At 69.4% G+C, this 14,394-nt stretch carries 15 protein-coding genes; 6 read left to right on the top strand and 9 right to left on the bottom strand.

The window, feature by feature from the left end; all coding sequences use genetic code 11:
• Positions 1-12: 12 nt before the first annotated feature.
• The 5 genes from ACZ5PO_RS03710 to phaR all read right to left on the bottom strand — a co-directional run bounded on the left by ACZ5PO_RS03710 (position 13) and on the right by phaR (position 2,782).
• On the bottom strand, positions 13-669 hold the full coding sequence (locus ACZ5PO_RS03710; RefSeq protein WP_464190391.1) for a GNAT family N-acetyltransferase: 657 nt from the start codon (positions 667-669) through the stop codon (positions 13-15).
• Positions 670-857: 188 nt separating this feature from the next.
• A complete protein-coding gene (gene rpmA / locus ACZ5PO_RS03705) occupies positions 858-1,142 on the bottom strand; it encodes a 50S ribosomal protein L27 (protein WP_464190389.1) in 285 nt (94 codons plus the stop codon).
• 33 nt (positions 1,143-1,175) lie between these two features.
• Complete coding sequence (gene rplU / locus ACZ5PO_RS03700; protein WP_464190387.1) at positions 1,176-1,484, bottom strand: 50S ribosomal protein L21; 309 nt, start codon at positions 1,482-1,484, stop codon at positions 1,176-1,178.
• 210 nt (positions 1,485-1,694) lie between these two features.
• Entirely contained in the window at positions 1,695-2,189 is a 495-nt protein-coding gene (locus ACZ5PO_RS03695) for a class I SAM-dependent methyltransferase (RefSeq protein WP_464190385.1), read from the bottom strand.
• Between the two features lie 26 nt (positions 2,190-2,215).
• Positions 2,216-2,782 carry a polyhydroxyalkanoate synthesis repressor PhaR gene (gene phaR / locus ACZ5PO_RS03690; RefSeq protein ID WP_464190383.1) on the bottom strand — a complete coding sequence of 189 codons (567 nt, stop codon included), beginning with the start codon at positions 2,780-2,782 and terminating at the stop codon, positions 2,216-2,218.
• Between the two features lie 273 nt (positions 2,783-3,055).
• Here phaR and ACZ5PO_RS03685 point away from each other — a divergent pair, with 273 nt between their 5' ends.
• The 3 genes from ACZ5PO_RS03685 to yddG all read left to right on the top strand — a co-directional run bounded on the left by ACZ5PO_RS03685 (position 3,056) and on the right by yddG (position 6,286).
• Positions 3,056-4,234: an acetyl-CoA C-acetyltransferase gene (locus tag ACZ5PO_RS03685; RefSeq protein ID WP_464190381.1), complete on the top strand. Its 1,179-nt coding sequence runs from the start codon at positions 3,056-3,058 to the stop codon at positions 4,232-4,234.
• Between the two features lie 338 nt (positions 4,235-4,572).
• Positions 4,573-5,301: an acetoacetyl-CoA reductase gene (phbB, locus tag ACZ5PO_RS03680; RefSeq protein ID WP_464190379.1), complete on the top strand. Its 729-nt coding sequence runs from the start codon at positions 4,573-4,575 to the stop codon at positions 5,299-5,301.
• Between the two features lie 109 nt (positions 5,302-5,410).
• Entirely contained in the window at positions 5,411-6,286 is an 876-nt protein-coding gene (yddG, locus tag ACZ5PO_RS03675; RefSeq protein ID WP_464190377.1) for an aromatic amino acid exporter YddG, read from the top strand.
• Here yddG and ACZ5PO_RS03670 read toward each other — a convergent pair.
• Together ACZ5PO_RS03670 and gloB are read right to left on the bottom strand one after the other, a co-directional pair.
• On the bottom strand, positions 6,275-6,742 hold the full coding sequence (locus ACZ5PO_RS03670; protein WP_464190375.1) for a cupin domain-containing protein: 468 nt from the start codon (positions 6,740-6,742) through the stop codon (positions 6,275-6,277). The two genes, yddG and ACZ5PO_RS03670, sit on opposite strands and share 12 nt — an antisense overlap.
• A 74-nt stretch (positions 6,743-6,816) precedes the next feature.
• Entirely contained in the window at positions 6,817-7,584 is a 768-nt protein-coding gene (gene gloB, locus ACZ5PO_RS03665) for a hydroxyacylglutathione hydrolase (protein ID WP_464190373.1), read from the bottom strand.
• 358 nt (positions 7,585-7,942) lie between these two features.
• On the opposite strand from gloB, the gene ACZ5PO_RS03660 reads away from it, so the two are divergent.
• The gene (locus ACZ5PO_RS03660; protein WP_464190370.1) at positions 7,943-8,686 is read left to right on the top strand and encodes a class I SAM-dependent methyltransferase; all 744 of its coding nucleotides are present in this window, start codon (positions 7,943-7,945) and stop codon (positions 8,684-8,686) included.
• A gap of 38 nt (positions 8,687-8,724) precedes the next feature.
• On the opposite strand, the gene ACZ5PO_RS03655 is transcribed toward ACZ5PO_RS03660, so the two are convergent.
• Positions 8,725-10,305, bottom strand: a complete 1,581-nt coding sequence (locus ACZ5PO_RS03655) for an acyltransferase family protein (protein WP_464190368.1) — start codon at positions 10,303-10,305, stop codon at positions 8,725-8,727.
• 207 nt (positions 10,306-10,512) lie between these two features.
• Here ACZ5PO_RS03655 and ACZ5PO_RS03650 point away from each other — a divergent pair, with 207 nt between their 5' ends.
• A complete protein-coding gene (locus ACZ5PO_RS03650) occupies positions 10,513-11,463 on the top strand; it encodes an acetyl-CoA carboxylase carboxyltransferase subunit alpha (protein WP_464190366.1) in 951 nt (316 codons plus the stop codon).
• A 111-nt stretch (positions 11,464-11,574) separates the two neighbouring features.
• Positions 11,575-13,047 carry a L,D-transpeptidase family protein gene (locus ACZ5PO_RS03645; protein WP_464190364.1) on the top strand — a complete coding sequence of 491 codons (1,473 nt, stop codon included), beginning with the start codon at positions 11,575-11,577 and terminating at the stop codon, positions 13,045-13,047.
• A gap of 80 nt (positions 13,048-13,127) precedes the next feature.
• On the opposite strand, the gene ACZ5PO_RS03640 is transcribed toward ACZ5PO_RS03645, so the two are convergent.
• Positions 13,128-14,231, bottom strand: a complete 1,104-nt coding sequence (locus ACZ5PO_RS03640) for an AI-2E family transporter (RefSeq protein ID WP_464190362.1) — start codon at positions 14,229-14,231, stop codon at positions 13,128-13,130.
• Positions 14,232-14,394 lie beyond the last annotated feature (163 nt).

The raw sequence follows: 14,394 nt of genomic DNA, 5'->3' as shown, positions 1-14,394 counted from the left end.
CCGATGCTCTAGCTAGCTGGTCACCAGGGCATGGGGGCGGAGGGCGTCCTCTGGCGTTTCATCCGCCCGCCCGTCCCGCGTGGCATGCCAGGCGCTGCGGGTGAGCCGCATGCGGTGCACCGGGAACAGGCCGCCGCGCGCGGGAAACAGCGACAGCGCCGTTCCGTAGGCCCGAAAACCCACCTTCTCGAGGACGCGGCGCGAGGCGCCGTTGGACGAGCGCGCCTCGGCGGTCACCGCGTGGGCGTCGGCGTGCGCGAAGGCCGTGTCGACCACGGCGCGCGCGGCCTCGGTCGCCAGGCCCCGGCCCCAATAGTCGCTCCCCAGCCAAAAGCCCAGAAAAGGCTCCACCGGCCCGTCGGTCGCGGCCGGCATGCCCGATTGCGAGCCGTGCAGGGCGATGGCGCCGAGCAGCTCGCGCGGCTTGCGCCGGCTGACGATGGCCAGGGTCAATCCAGTGCCGCCGGCGTTGGCGAGCCGGGACGCCAGGATGAACGCCGCAGCCGCGCCGGAGGGATAGGGATGGGGGATGAGGGCCGTCATCTCGGCGACGGCGCGATCGCCGGCCAGCCGCTCGATCGCCGGCCCGTCCGACAGACGCGGCCAGCGCAGCAGCAGCCGCTCGGTCGCGACGACGAAGCCGTCGTCGATGGTCTCGCGCGTGAACATGGGGTCCGCTCCAGGCGACGTGCAGGGTGCATCTAGCAACCCCCATGCCGCAAAATGACGAAAGGGAGATGGCACCCCATCTCCCTCGTCACGGACCGGTCCAAATCACTCACGACATGATCTGGGACGCTTCATCCGCCGGGCGCTGGGATGCCGGCGGACGCTTGCCTTTGTGCGAGCGCGCGCCGTTATTCGGCTGCCGTTTTGGCGACTGCGGCCGCCTCGGCCGATTCGATCGATACGATCGATCGGCCGAGCCTGGTGCCGAATCGGACCCGGCCTTCGGTCAGGGCGAACAGCGTATGGTCCTTGCCGATGCCGACGTTGACGCCGGGATGCACCTTGGTGCCGCGCTGGCGCACGATGATGTTGCCGGCAATGACGGCTTCGCCGCCGAACTTCTTGACGCCGAGTCGGCGGCCATCGGAATCGCGGCCGTTACGCGACGAGCCGCCTGCCTTTTTATGAGCCATCGAATGTCTCCGTTATGTGCTGGGGGCCGCGGCTCAGGCGCTGATGCCGGTGATGCGCACGACCGTGTGGTCCTGGCGGTGGCCGCGCTTGCGCTTGGAGTTCTGGCGGCGGCGCTTCTTGAAGGCGATCACCTTCTCGTCGCGCCCGTGCCGGACGATCTCGCCGGCGACCTTGGCGCCCGCGGCTGCCTGCGCGCCGACGGCGACGCTCTCGTCGCCCGCGAGCAACAGCACGTCGAAGGAGACCGCGTCGCCCGCCTCGCCGGCGAGCTTGGCGATGGTAATGGTGTCGTTGGCGGCAACGCGATACTGCTTGCCGCCGGTCTTGATGACTGCGAACATCGTTCTGGTCCGTGTTCTTCCCGGCCTCGAGCACACCTGATCAGGCGCTTGGCTCCGGCCGGCTTCTTGGCAGCCCGTTTCCGGTCTGGGATACCTGCATACGTTGACGCAGGCGCGAAAAACAACGGGCGCGGGTCTCCCCGCGCCTGAAGCGTGCCTTGTAGCCGCAGATGCCCGTGGCTGTCAATGATCGCCGTGCTCTGAGCGCTTCTAGGCGCCCACCCGGCGATAGAGATAATAGCGCCCGTTGTCCGCCTCGTTGGGCGTCGGCGCCGGCGCCAGGCCCTCGGCCGTGAGGTGCTGGTCGCTGATCACGACGCCGTCCGCCGCCAGCATCGGCACGATCAGCGGGCCGAGCCGGGCGGCCAGGCGGGCGTTGGCCTGCTCGTCGCCGGATCCCACGTCCGCGTGCACGAGGGCGGCCGGCGCTCCCAGGCGCGCCACGGCGCCGGGCATGGTCTCGGCGAAGTCGCCGATGATCAGGAACTCGGGCGCGGGCATGCACTGGGGATGGGCGGCAGGCGCGCGCTCGAACACGTAGATGGGCCGTTCGGGCAGGATCTGGCGCAAATGGTCGTAGCTGCGCCCATTGCCGAGCCCCAGCTCGACGGCGGGGCCGGGCACGGCGGCGATGAGGGCTGCCGCGCGCTCGAGGCAGGCCCGCTGCGCCACCAGCCGGCGGATGAAGCTGTCGAGACGGGACACGGGCGCTCGCGTGTGGTGGGTGGGGCTCAGGGCTTGTTGGCGAGCTTGTCCAGGCGTGCCTGCATGTCCGTCACCTGCCGCTTGAGCTCCGTCAGCTCGGCGTCGCCGGGCGGCGTGCTCGGCGGCTCGGCTCCGGGCGTGAACGGCACGAACATGCGCAGGGCCTCCTGAAACACCGTCATGTTGGCGCGGGCCTGATCCTGCAGCGCCTGGAAGGCGGCCGCCGGACCGAACGTCTTGGACAGTTGCTCGCGGAACTTCGCCTGGTCCTTGGCCAGGTTCTCGATCGAGAATTCGAGATAGCTCGGCACCAGCGCCTGCAGGCTGTCACCGTAGAAGCGGATGAGCTGCCGCAAAAAGGTGACCGGCAGCAGGTTCTGCTGCCCGACCTTGCTCTCTTCCTCGAAAATGATCTGTGTCAGCACGGAGCGGGTGATATCTTCGCCGGTCTTGGCATCGTAGACGAGGAAGTCGTCACCGGCGCGCACCATCTTGGCGAGGTCCTCGAGCGTGACGTATGTGCTCGTACCCGTATGATAAAGTCGCCGATTGGCGTACTTCTTGATCGTCGTCGGCTGCTTCTCGTTGGCCATGGCGCTCCTGCTGGGGAAGGCGGCACCGTGTGGGTTGCCTCGGATCGCGGATGGGACCCGCTGCCGAACGATAGGGCTTCTGCTGCTGTTTGGAAAATATTATTGTTCAATGGAGAGGCATTTCGTGCGGCCAGCCGCACCGCCTTGCGCTAGATCATTGATTAGGCCTTCGGCCCGCGGCAACTTCGGCTGGACAGATGCTCCGTCGTTTTGCAAAGGGGCGGAGGCATAACCAACTCTGGTCCGGGACCAGGGATCGAGAGGAATGCACCCATGGCTGCTTCGGACATTGTGATCGTCAGCGCCGCGCGCACCGCGGTCGGTGCCTTCAACGGCGCCTTTGCGTCGACCCCCGCGCACGAGCTCGGCGCCACGGCCATCAAGGCGGCGCTGGCGCGCGCCAAGGTCGAGGCCAGCGAGGTGGACGAGGTCATCCTGGGCCAGGTGCTGACGGCGGCGCAGGGGCAGAACCCGGCCCGCCAGGCGGCGATACAGGCGGGCGTGCCGGTCGAGAAGACGGCGTGGGGCCTCAACCAGGTGTGTGGCTCGGGGCTGCGCACGGTCGCCATCGGCATGCAGCAGATCGCCAACGGCGATGCCTCGGTCATCGTCGCCGGCGGCCAGGAATCCATGTCGCTGTCGCCCCACGCCCACCACATGCGGGCCGGCACCAAGATGGGCGGCGTCGAGTTCATCGACACCATGATCAAGGACGGGCTGTGGGACGCGTTCCACGGCTATCACATGGGCAATACCGCAGAGAATGTCGCCCAGAAGTGGCAGATCTCGCGCGAGGCCCAGGATGCTTTTGCGGTGGCTTCGCAGAACAAGGCGGAGGCCGCCAGGAAAGCCGGCAAGTTCAAGGATGAGATCGCGCCGGTAACCATCGCGTCGCGCAAGGGCGACATCATTGTCGATACCGACGAATACATTCGCGACGGCGCCACCATCGATCAGGTTGCCAAGCTGCGCCCCGCCTTTACCAAGGACGGCACCGTCACGGCCGCCAACGCGTCCGGCATCAACGACGGCGCCGCGGCGCTCGTCCTGATGACCGCGGCCGAGGCGGAGAAGCGCGGCCTCACCCCGCTCGCGCGCATCGCCTCCTGGGCGACGGCCGGCGTCGAGCCGGCGGTCATGGGCTCGGGCCCGATCCCGGCTGCCCGCAAGGCGCTCGAGAAGGCCGGCTGGAAGGTGCAGGACCTCGACCTGGTCGAGGCCAACGAGGCCTTCGCCGCCCAGGCGCTGGCGGTGAACAAGGACGTCGGCTGGGATCCGGCGATCGTCAACGTCAATGGTGGCGCCATCGCCATCGGCCATCCCATCGGCGCCTCCGGCGCCCGCATTCTGGTGACGCTGCTCCACGAGATGCAGCGCCGCGACGCCAAGAAAGGGCTGGCCACCCTGTGCATCGGCGGCGGCATGGGCATCGCCCTCACCGTCGCGCGCTAACGCTTGGAGCATGTCGATCCGATCAGCTGACAGCAGCTGATCGGGACATGCTCTGGAGCATCGGCCCCGAAGCGGACACCGGTTTTGGGACGCGGCCGATGCTGAGACGAGACGCCGGAGCGGCAGCCCCGATTCGGTCGGATCGTCCGCCGTTCCCGCGTCGATGCGGTGCAGCGCCGATAGCCGCCGAGCCGGCGGAAATCGGTGGGCATTATTACAATGTAGCACTTGCGGTTTCGGAATTGTTGCGTCAGTAACCATGTTGCTGGCGCATATGTCGGCTGTCTCTAGCTTGGAGGCCGGCGTGGCGCCGGCCATCGATAATTCCAGGAGGAACAATGTCTCGGGTAGCGGTGGTCACGGGTGGAACGCGCGGCATCGGCGCGGCGATCTCGAAGGGGCTCAAGGCGGCCGGCTATGAGGTCGCTGCCGTCTACGCGGGCAACGACGAAGCGGCCAAGGCGCTCAAGGCGGACGTCCAATGCCACACCTATAAGTGGGACGTGTCCGACCCGAAGGCCTGTGCCGACGGGCTGGCTCAGGTCGCCAAGGATCTCGGCCCGGTCGACGTCCTCGTCAACAACGCCGGCATCACCAAGGACGGCATGTTCCATCGCATGTCGTTCGAGCAATGGTCGGCGGTGCTGCACACCAACCTCGACTCCATGTTCTGCATGACCCGACCGGTGATCGAGGGCATGCGCGAGCGGGGCTTCGGCCGCATCATCAACATTTCGTCGATCAACGGCCAGAAGGGCCAGATGGGCCAGACCAACTACTCGGCCGCCAAGTCGGGCGTGATCGGCTTCACCAAGGCGTTGGCACAGGAGAACGCCAACAAGGGCATCACGGTGAACTGCATCTGCCCGGGCTACATCGACACCGACATGGTGGCGGCGGTGCCGGAAGAGGCGCTGAAGAAGATCATCGCCACCATCCCCACGGGCCGGCTCGGCAAGGCCCAGGAGGTCGCCGACCTCGTCGTGTTCCTGGCCTCCGACAGCGCCGCCTTCTTCACCGGCGCCGTGCATACGATGAACGGCGGCCAGTACATCGCCAACGGCTGATCGCCGCGTTATCGATCGCTTGTCGCGCGGGTGGATCGTCCCGGTCCGCCCGCGTCGCATGATGGCGTCCTGACGCGCCGGCGCATGGTGGGATGGAACTGAGTTGCCGATGGCGGGTCCTGCCGCGACAGCCATAGGCTCGGGCGCGATCCTGTTGTGGTCGCTGCTCGGCCTGCTGACCGCCGCCTCCGGGGCCGTGCCGCCATTCCAGCTTGCCGCCATGACCTTCCTGGTCGGCGGCCTCGTCGGTGCCTCGACCTGGCCGTTCAGGCCCGGGGCGGTGTCGAGCCTGCGTCAGGACTGGCGTGTCTGGGCGCTCGGCGTCGGCGGCCTCTTCGGCTATCACGCGCTCTACTTCGCGGCACTGCGCCGCGCCCCACCGGCGGAAGCCGGGCTCGTCAACTATCTCTGGCCGTTGCTCATCGTCCTGTTTTCCGCGGCCTTGCCGGGCGAACGGCTCAAGCCGGCGCACCTCGCAGGGGCGCTCATGGGCTTTGCCGGCGTGGTCGTGCTGATCGCCGGCCGGGCATCGCTGACGCTCGCGCCGGAACACGCCTGGGGCTACGGCTTCGCCTTCGTGGCGGCTTTCGTGTGGGCCGGCTACTCGGTCCTGTCGCGGCGCTTCGGCCATGTGCCGAGCGATGTGGTGGCGGGGTTCTGCCTGCTCACCGCGGCCTTGAGCGCCCTGTGCCACATCGCCTTCGAGACGACCGTCTGGCCGCAGACGGCGGGCCAGTGGCTGGCCGTCCTGGCCCTCGGCGTCGGGCCGGTCGGCGCGGCGTTCTATCTCTGGGACACCGGCGTCAAGCGCGGCGACATCCGGCTCCTCGGCGTCGTCTCCTATGCGGCGCCGGTGCTGTCGACGCTGATCCTGGTGGCGGCGGGCTATGCCGAGCCGACGCTCGCGCTGGGCGCCGCCTGCGCGCTGATCGTCGCGGGTGCCCTCGTCGCCACATGGCGAGGCGCCGGGCGATCAGCCGGCTGAGGGCCGCGGCGTCGGGCGCCAGTCCGGCGGGGCGAGCTCGAAGGTCTCGAAGATGAACCCGGGGGTCACCGTGCAGCCGACCAGCGTCCAGGCGCCGAGGCTCACGGCGGTCTGCCACCAGCCCGGCGGGACCACGAACTGTGGCCGCTGGCCCGCGGCCAGGACCGGGCCGAGATGACGCGCCGACGCATCGTGGCCGTTGGGCGACACCGTCAGCACCAGCGGCGCGCCGGCGTACCAGTGCCAGATCTCGGTCGCGTCGATACGATGCCAGGCGGACACGTCGCCGGCACCGAGCAGGTAGTAGATGGCCGTCGAGAGCGCACGGCCGGCGCCGTCCGTGCGCTCGTCCCGGTAGGTCTCGCGATAGAAGCCGCCTTCGGGATGTGGCACGAGCGCGAGCGCGCGTACGACCTCGCGCTCGCCGAGCTCCTCCATGCGACCGATGTCGACCATGATCCGGCCCCCCCGCCCCGGAGAGCAACTTCGCCGTCGGCTACGTCAATCCCGATCGCGGAGCGCTCCAGGCTTCAGAAGTTGTTCTTCCATTGGCGGAGCGCCGCGAACACCGCGACCGGATCGCTACCGTCGAGCTTGACGGCGCGGGCGAGCTCGGGGCGGTCGGCGCGGAGGAACGGATTGGTCGCCTTCTCGTCCTGAAGGCGCGACGGAATGGTGAGCTGGCCGTCGGCGCGCTGGCCCTCGACGACGGCGGCGCGGAGCCTGAGGGCCTGGTTGTCCGGATCGGCGGCGAGGGCGAACTTGGCGTTGGCCAGGGTGTATTCGTGGCCGCAGAAGACCAGCGTGTCGTCGGGCAGGGCGGCGAGCTTCTGCAGCGAGTGCCACATGTCCATCGGCGTGCCTTCGAGGACACGGCCGCAGCCGAGCGCGAACAGCGTGTCGCCGGCAAACAAAGCCCTTGCCCCGTCGAAGTGATAGGCGATGTGGCCCGCCGTATGGCCGGGGGTGAAGATGACGCTGGAGGCGAGCGTGCCGACCATGACGCGGTCGCCCTCGTGCACCAGAAGGTCGGCCTGGGGCACGAACTCGGCTTCCCGGGCGGGGGCGACGACACGGGCGCCGAAGCGCTCCTTCAGGGGCCCCACGGCGGCGACGTGATCAGCATGCTTGTGGGTGACGAGAATGTCGGTGAGCGTCCAGCCGGTCTCGTCCAAGGCCGCCAGGATCGGCCCTTCCTCAGGCGCGTCGATGCTGGCGCAGGCGCCGGTCGTCTTGTCGCGCATGAGCACGCCGATATTGTCCGACAGGCAGGTGAAGACGTGGAATTCCGCGGTCATGGTGCTGCGCTCGCGTTGCCAGAGCACGTCCCCGATCAGATGTGCGCATCTGATCGGGGACGTGCTTCGGGTTTTTGAAACCGGGGCGCTTCGCCACCCAATCGCGAAGCGCTCCTGGCGCCCGCCTGATACCTGGACCGGTGGCCATGCTCCGTCAACACGGTCCTGCCCGATTTGCCCGCCCGATTTGCCGAACTCCGCCGCGCCGGCGCCGACGGCATTTCCGGTCGGATGTCGTCGGCGGATCGGTTAGAACGGTTCCGACTCCGGGTGCTGCCCCGCCGCGATCGACGCGGCCCGATGGGGGATGCGCTGCACTGCAGGCGCCGGCGGTGAAAGACCTGAAGCGAGGACCAGCATGCCCGTCGATGTCGTCGACCTGCGCAGTTTCTACAGTAGCGCCCTGGGCGGCGTCGCGCGCCAGCTGCTCGGGCGCGCGGTGACCCGGGCCTGGCCGTCGGCGGCCCATCTGCGCGTGCTCGGCCTCGGCTATGCGACGCCCTACCTGCCGCTGCTCGCCGGCGAGACGGAGCGCGTCGCGGCCTACATGCCGGCGACGCAAGGCGTGGTAAACTGGCCGTCGTCCGGGCTGTCGGCCTCGGCGCTGGTGGACCCGACCATGCTGCCGCTGGCCGACGCGTCCTACGACCGGGTGCTGCTGGTGCACGCGCTCGAGCACAGCGAGGCCCCGGCCGAGGTGCTGGCCGAGATCTGGCGCATCCTGACGCCGGGCGGGCGCCTGCTCGCCATCGTGCCGAACCGCCGCGGCCCATGGGCCCGCATGGACAGCACGCCCTTCGGCCACGGCCAGCCCTACAGTCGCTCGCAGCTGAAGGCGCTGATGCGGCAGACACTGTTCTCGCCGGAATTGTGGCTGGACGCCCTCTACGTGCCGCCCTCGGACGCGCGGCTCGTGCTGCGCTCGGCCTGGGCCTGGGAGCAGGCGGGCACGCGGCTGGCCCTGCCGTTCGCCGGCGTGCACGTGGTCGATGCCACCAAGCAGCTCTACCGGCCGATCACCGTGCGGGCCGCCAAGCCGGCGCTGCGGCTCCAGCCGGCCCTGCTGCCGTCGGCCGGCGCCACCATGTCGCCCGGGCGCTAGAGGCGCGGCACGGTCGGGTGCGCTCATCCGACAGCCTGCTAGGGCTCGCGATAGGGCACGACCCAGGCCTTGCCGCGCACGTCGGCCGCGACCACGACCGGCCGGCTGTCGCCGGCGCACGGGCGCCGCTGCTCGCTCGCCAGGGTGAAGCCGATACGCACCTTGCGCAGGCCCGGCATGCCGAGGGTCTCGGCCAGCGCCGGCTTGAGCCGGAGCCGCCTGGCCCAGGCGATCTGCCGTCCGTCGCAGAAGACGGCGATGAACGTCGTTACCTTCGGCGCCTGCCGATCGAGGGCCCAGCCGGCGATGGCGAGGCGCCCGTCGGGCAGCGCCGCGACCTGCTCGACCTCGCCCGCCGGGGCCTCGAAGCCGATGCCCTTCGCGCCGATGGCGGCGGTCAGGGCGGCGGCGTCCGTGGCCGGTCCGAGGCCGGCGAGTGCAGCGCCAGCCGCTGCCGTTTCCCGGCTCTCGATGAGGTTGACGGCGCTGCCGTAGCTGGCGATGGCGGCGAAGACGGCGACGTAAGCCCAGACGGCGATCCGGGCGCGCCCGAGGGACAACTGGTCGGCCCAGCGCTTGAGCCGCCGGTAGAGCCCGACGTCGAGCCGGCCGACGGCGAGGCCGACGGCGACGGCGAGCGCCGATGCCGCCGCCCAGGCGGGCTGGAGTGGCACGGCCTCCGGCAGCCAGCGATAGACGCCAACCATTACCGGCACGTGCACCAGATAGATGGCGTAGCTCGCGTCGCCGAGCTTCAGCATGGCCTGCTGGACGGCTTGCGGCAGCGCCTCCACCCGCCACGACAGGGCCGAGGCGATGAGCGCCGCCGAGGTGACGCCGGCGATGATCCGGTTCTCGGCCAGGTCGAAATAGCCGGAGACCGCGAGGGCGGCGAGCGGGGTGAGGGCCACCGGCCAGGGCACGCGCACATGCTTGATCAGCGCCGGCACCAGCAGGCCGCAGGCGAACGCGGCATTGGCCGCGTTGAACGGCAGCAGATAGAGCGGCGGCGTCAACGTGGCCACATCGGCGCGCGGCAGTAGCCAGAGGGCGACGGCGACGATGGCGAGCCACCCGAGCGCGATCGGCACCAGCGCGTGCGCCGCCCCCGCCCAGATGACCAGGAACAGGAAGACGTAGAACGTCACCTCGAACAGCAGGGTCCACTCGATCCCGAGCGTGTAGCTGGCCTGGCCGATGGGAATGAGCGTGCTGGCCAGCAGGCGCGGCGTGTAGGTGTCGCCGATGATGAGCGGCGACAGGACGCAGAAGGCGGCCGCGCAGATGAAATAGATCGGATAGATCCGCGTCAGGCGATGGAGCAGGAAGCGCTCCGGCTGCGTCCGCTCCGCCAGCCGCGCCATCAGGAAGCCGGACAGCGCGAAGAAGATGGCGACGCCGTGCAGCGCCAGCCGGCCGTCGAAGAAGCCTTGCAGCTCGGGGCCTTGGCGGTGCTCGATGAGATAATGGCCGGCGTGATAGAAGACGACCATCAGCGCCGCCAGGGCGCGTAGGTACTGGAGCGCGTCGACCCTCGCGAGCTTGCCGGCGGCAGGCTTGGGCTGGCCCGCGCGGCGGCGGGCGGAGGCGGCGGGCGAGGCGGGGGAGGGGCGGTCCATCGCGGCGGCAGTTACAGGGGTGGACGGCCCCTTGTCCACGCCCGCGGCACCGCGACGGTCCGTTTGCCCGTCGATCCGTGCCCGGCCCGGCTTGACTCGGCTGCCGCCGCCAGCCAGTTCATGGGCAGCAGCGGCCCCATTTAGGGCGCTTTCCCGACGGATGGATGCCGCTATCCCGCGGGCGAGGCCCGGCAACACGGCCCAATCATGCGCAGCTATCTCGATTTCGAAAAGCCCGTCGCCGAGCTCGAGGCGAAGATCGACGAACTCCGGGCGGTGTCCGAGGGAGGGGTCGCGGTCGAGCTCGACGAGGAGATCGCCCGCCTGGAGGCCCGTGCCGACAAGGCCCTGAGCGAGGTCTACGCGACGCTGACGCCGTGGCAGAAGACCATGGTGGCGCGCCATCCGAGCCGGCCGCACTTCAGCGACTATTGTGCCGAGCTGATCAGCGAGATGACGCCGCTGGCCGGCGACCGTGTCTTCGGCGAGGACGAGGCGATCGTCGGCGGCTTCGGCCGCTTTCGCGGCGAGCCCGTCTGCGTCATCGGCCAGGAGAAGGGCTCGACCACCGAAACCCGGCTGCGCCATAACTTCGGCATGGCCCGGCCGGAAGGCTACCGCAAGGCCGTCCGCCTGATGGAGATGGCCGATCGCTTCGGGCTGCCGGTGATCTGCTTCGTCGACACCGCCGGCGCCTATCCGGGCATCGGCGCGGAGGAGCGCGGGCAGGCCGAGGCGATTGCCCGGTCGACCGATGCCTCGCTGGGGCTCGGCGTGCCGAACGTTGCGGTCGTCATCGGCGAGGGCGGCTCGGGCGGCGCCGTCGCCATCGCCGCGGCGAACCGCGTGCTGATGCTCGAGCATGCGATCTACACGGTCGCCTCGCCGGAGGCATCGGCGTCGATCCTGTGGCGTGATTCGGGCCGCGCTCAGGACGCGGCGACCAACATGAAGATCACGGCGCAGGATCTGCTGCGCTTCGGCATCATCGACGGCATCATCGCCGAGCCGCCCGGCGGCGCCCATCGCGATCCGCAGACCGCCATCGGCGCGACCGGCCGGGCCGTAGCGGCCGCCCTGCAGGAGTTCGCCGGCCGCTCGGCGGACGACATCCGTCGGCAACGGGAGACCAAGTTCCTGGCCATCGGCCGCAAATGACGGCAGCGGCGGCCGAGCTAGGCATTTCCGTAAGGGGATGATAACTATGGGCGCATTATCGACTGGCAAATGTTGGCCGAAAGCCCCCATCCTGCGTCGATGGACGTGTCAATGCTGAAGTCGCTCAACCGGTTCGTGCTCATCGCCGCCGCGGCGCTCGCGCTGGCCGCGTGCCAGGGCGATGGTCGTCTCGGGAACGCCAGGGCCTATGCCCCGATCCCGATGAAGCTCGTCAAGCTGATGACCGAGAAGGGGATGTCGCCGGCCGATCCCATCCTCATCCGCTCCTACAAGAAGGAAGCGGAGGTCGAGATCTGGAAGCGCGACAACAAGGGCGAGTATGCCCTGCTCAAGACCTATCCGATCTGCCGCTGGTCCGGACAGCTGGGGCCGAAGGTGCGCGAAGGCGACCGTCAGGTGCCGGAAGGCTTCTATGCGATCACGCCGGCGCAGATGAACCCCAACTCCAACTTCTACCTGTCGTTCGACGTGGGCTTCCCGAACGCCTTCGACCGGGCCAACGGCCGCAGCGGCTCGTATCTGATGGTGCATGGGGCGTGCTCGTCGCGCGGCTGCTTCTCGATGACCGACGAGCAGATCGCCGAGATCTACGCCGTCGGCCGTGAGGCCTTCGCCGGCGGCCAGCGCTCGTTCCAGTTCCAGTCCTATCCGTTCCGGATGACGGCCGATAACCTCGCCAAGCACCGCAACGATCCCAATATCTCGTTCTGGCGCAACCTGAAGGAAGGCTCGGACGCCTTCGAGGTGACCAAGCAGGAGCCTGCCGTCGGCGTCTGCAACAAGCGCTACGTCTTCGATGCACGTCCCGCCGGCGGTGGCAGGCTGGATCCCGCCGCCTCGTGCCCGCCGCTGACTGTGGATCCGAACGTCGCCGATGCGGTGAAGAAGAAGGAGCACCAGGACGACCAGCAGGTCGCCGAGCTCGTCTCGAAGGGTACGCGGGCGATCAAGCTCGTCTATGACGACGGCGGCCAGCATCCCTCGTTCCGCGCCACCGCGTATGCATCCAGCAGCCAGGAAGGCTCGGTCTTCGCCCAGGGCCCCAGCGGGCCGTCCTACGGTGAGGTGAGCCGGCCGGAGGCGCTGGCGCGTGGTCCGCAGGAGATCGCGCAGGATGATGCGCCGGCGGGCCGCCGCGCTCCGACGGCCGTCGCGGCCGTGACCCCGAAGCCCGAGGCCGAGCCTGAAGCCGCGCCGCCGACGGCGGTCGCCGCCCGTCCGGCATCCGCGCCGGCCGTGGCGAAGGCGCAGGGCGGCCGGGAGCCGACCACCGAAGCGGTGACGCAGCTCGCCAAATCCGAGGCGAAGGACCGGCCGGCCGACACGGCCACCGTCACCAGCCTCGTTCCGCCGGAGACGACGGGCAGCACCGCGTCGGTCGCGACATCCTTCGTCAAGCGGGCGCTGTCGCTCGAAGGCTTGCTGGCCTCGAAGAAGAAGGACGACGCAGCCGCGGCTGCGCAGGATGCACCGGAGCAGGCCAATCGTTCTGATAGCCGCGCCTCGGCCTCCGGCGCGCAGCAGGCAGGCAGCGTGATGTACTACGCACCGCCGGGCCGCTGAACGAAAGCCGCCGCTCCAGTCCGGTGCCACGCGGGGGCGCTTCCATCCGCTCGAATGCCCCCATCCGATCGGGACAAGCCTTAGCCCGGCAGCTCGATCTCGTCGCGGGGGAACAGGTGCTCCACGACGACGATGCCGACCACGAGCAGCGGGATGGCCATGAAGGCGCCCGCCGGCCCCCACACCCACGCCCAAAAAGCCAGTGACAGGAAGACGACGAACGGATTGAGCGTCAGCCGGCGCCCGATGATGCTCGGCGTGATGATCTGGCCCTCGGCCGCGTGCAGCACGAGAAACACCAGCGCGGGCAGGAGCGACGGCAGCAACGTCTGAAACGTGATGACGCCGACGCCCAGCAGCACCACCGCCATCAGCATCGGTCCGACGAACGGAATGTAGTTGAGGATGCAGGCGAGCAGCCCCCACAAGGCGGCGTTGGGCACGTCCAGGGCCCACAGGGCGGCGGCGGTCGCGGCGCCGAGGACGATGTTGATGACGGTCACCGTCGCCAGGTAGCGGGCGAGCTGGTGCTCGATGTCGCGCTGGATGCGCAGCATGGTCAGCCGCGCCTCCCGCGTCATGAAGGCGACGACCAGGCGGCGCTTCAGCTGCGCGCGCCCGGCCACGAAGAACAGCAGCGCGCCGAGGAACAGGAAGAACTGGCTCAGCGCGGGCGTGGCGATAGCCAGCACGCTTTCCAGCAAGGAGGATCGACCGACGTCGACCGCGATGGCTGCTTTGTCGCCGGTGCCCATGATCGAGTTGACGGATTCCTGCACCGACCGCAGCGCCCGGATCGGCTCCTGCAAGGCGGCGAAGCGATCGCGCAGCAGCCCGCTGATTTCGGGCGCTCGGCCGATCCAGCTCGACAGCGGGGCCGAGAACATCGAGATCGCGCCGTAGACCAGGAGCAGGAGGGCTCCGACGATCAGAAAGGCGCTGGCGAAGGGCGGCACCTTGTGCTCGGCGAGCCGCTCGACGAAGACGCCCACCATGGTGCCGATGAGAATGGCGGCGACGACGGGCACGGCGACCGCGCGGGTGTAGATCAGCGTCGCGCCGACCAGGATCACGAAGATGCCCAGGACGGCGAAGCGCTCGGCGTTGCGCCAGATCCGCCTGCCGTCGGGCTCGTGCATCTCGCCGGCTCCGGTGGCCGCCGCCGCGCCCGCGCTGGCAACCATGGTCGGCACGGACGCCGCGGCCGGGCGGGAACGTCGCAATGACACGCGCAAGCTCACGCCTCCCGTGAAGGTTGGCAATCGGCGGAGCCGGCCTGCTCCGAGCGGGCGACCGGCGTTGCGCGATGGAAACGCCGAGCCCTTCAAAGCGTTCCGGAGCGGGTTC

This window comes from Chelatococcus sp. KU-N122, assembly GCF_055391085.1.
Note: the sequence above shows the minus strand (reverse complement) of the source record. Positions and strands in the feature narration are given on the sequence as shown.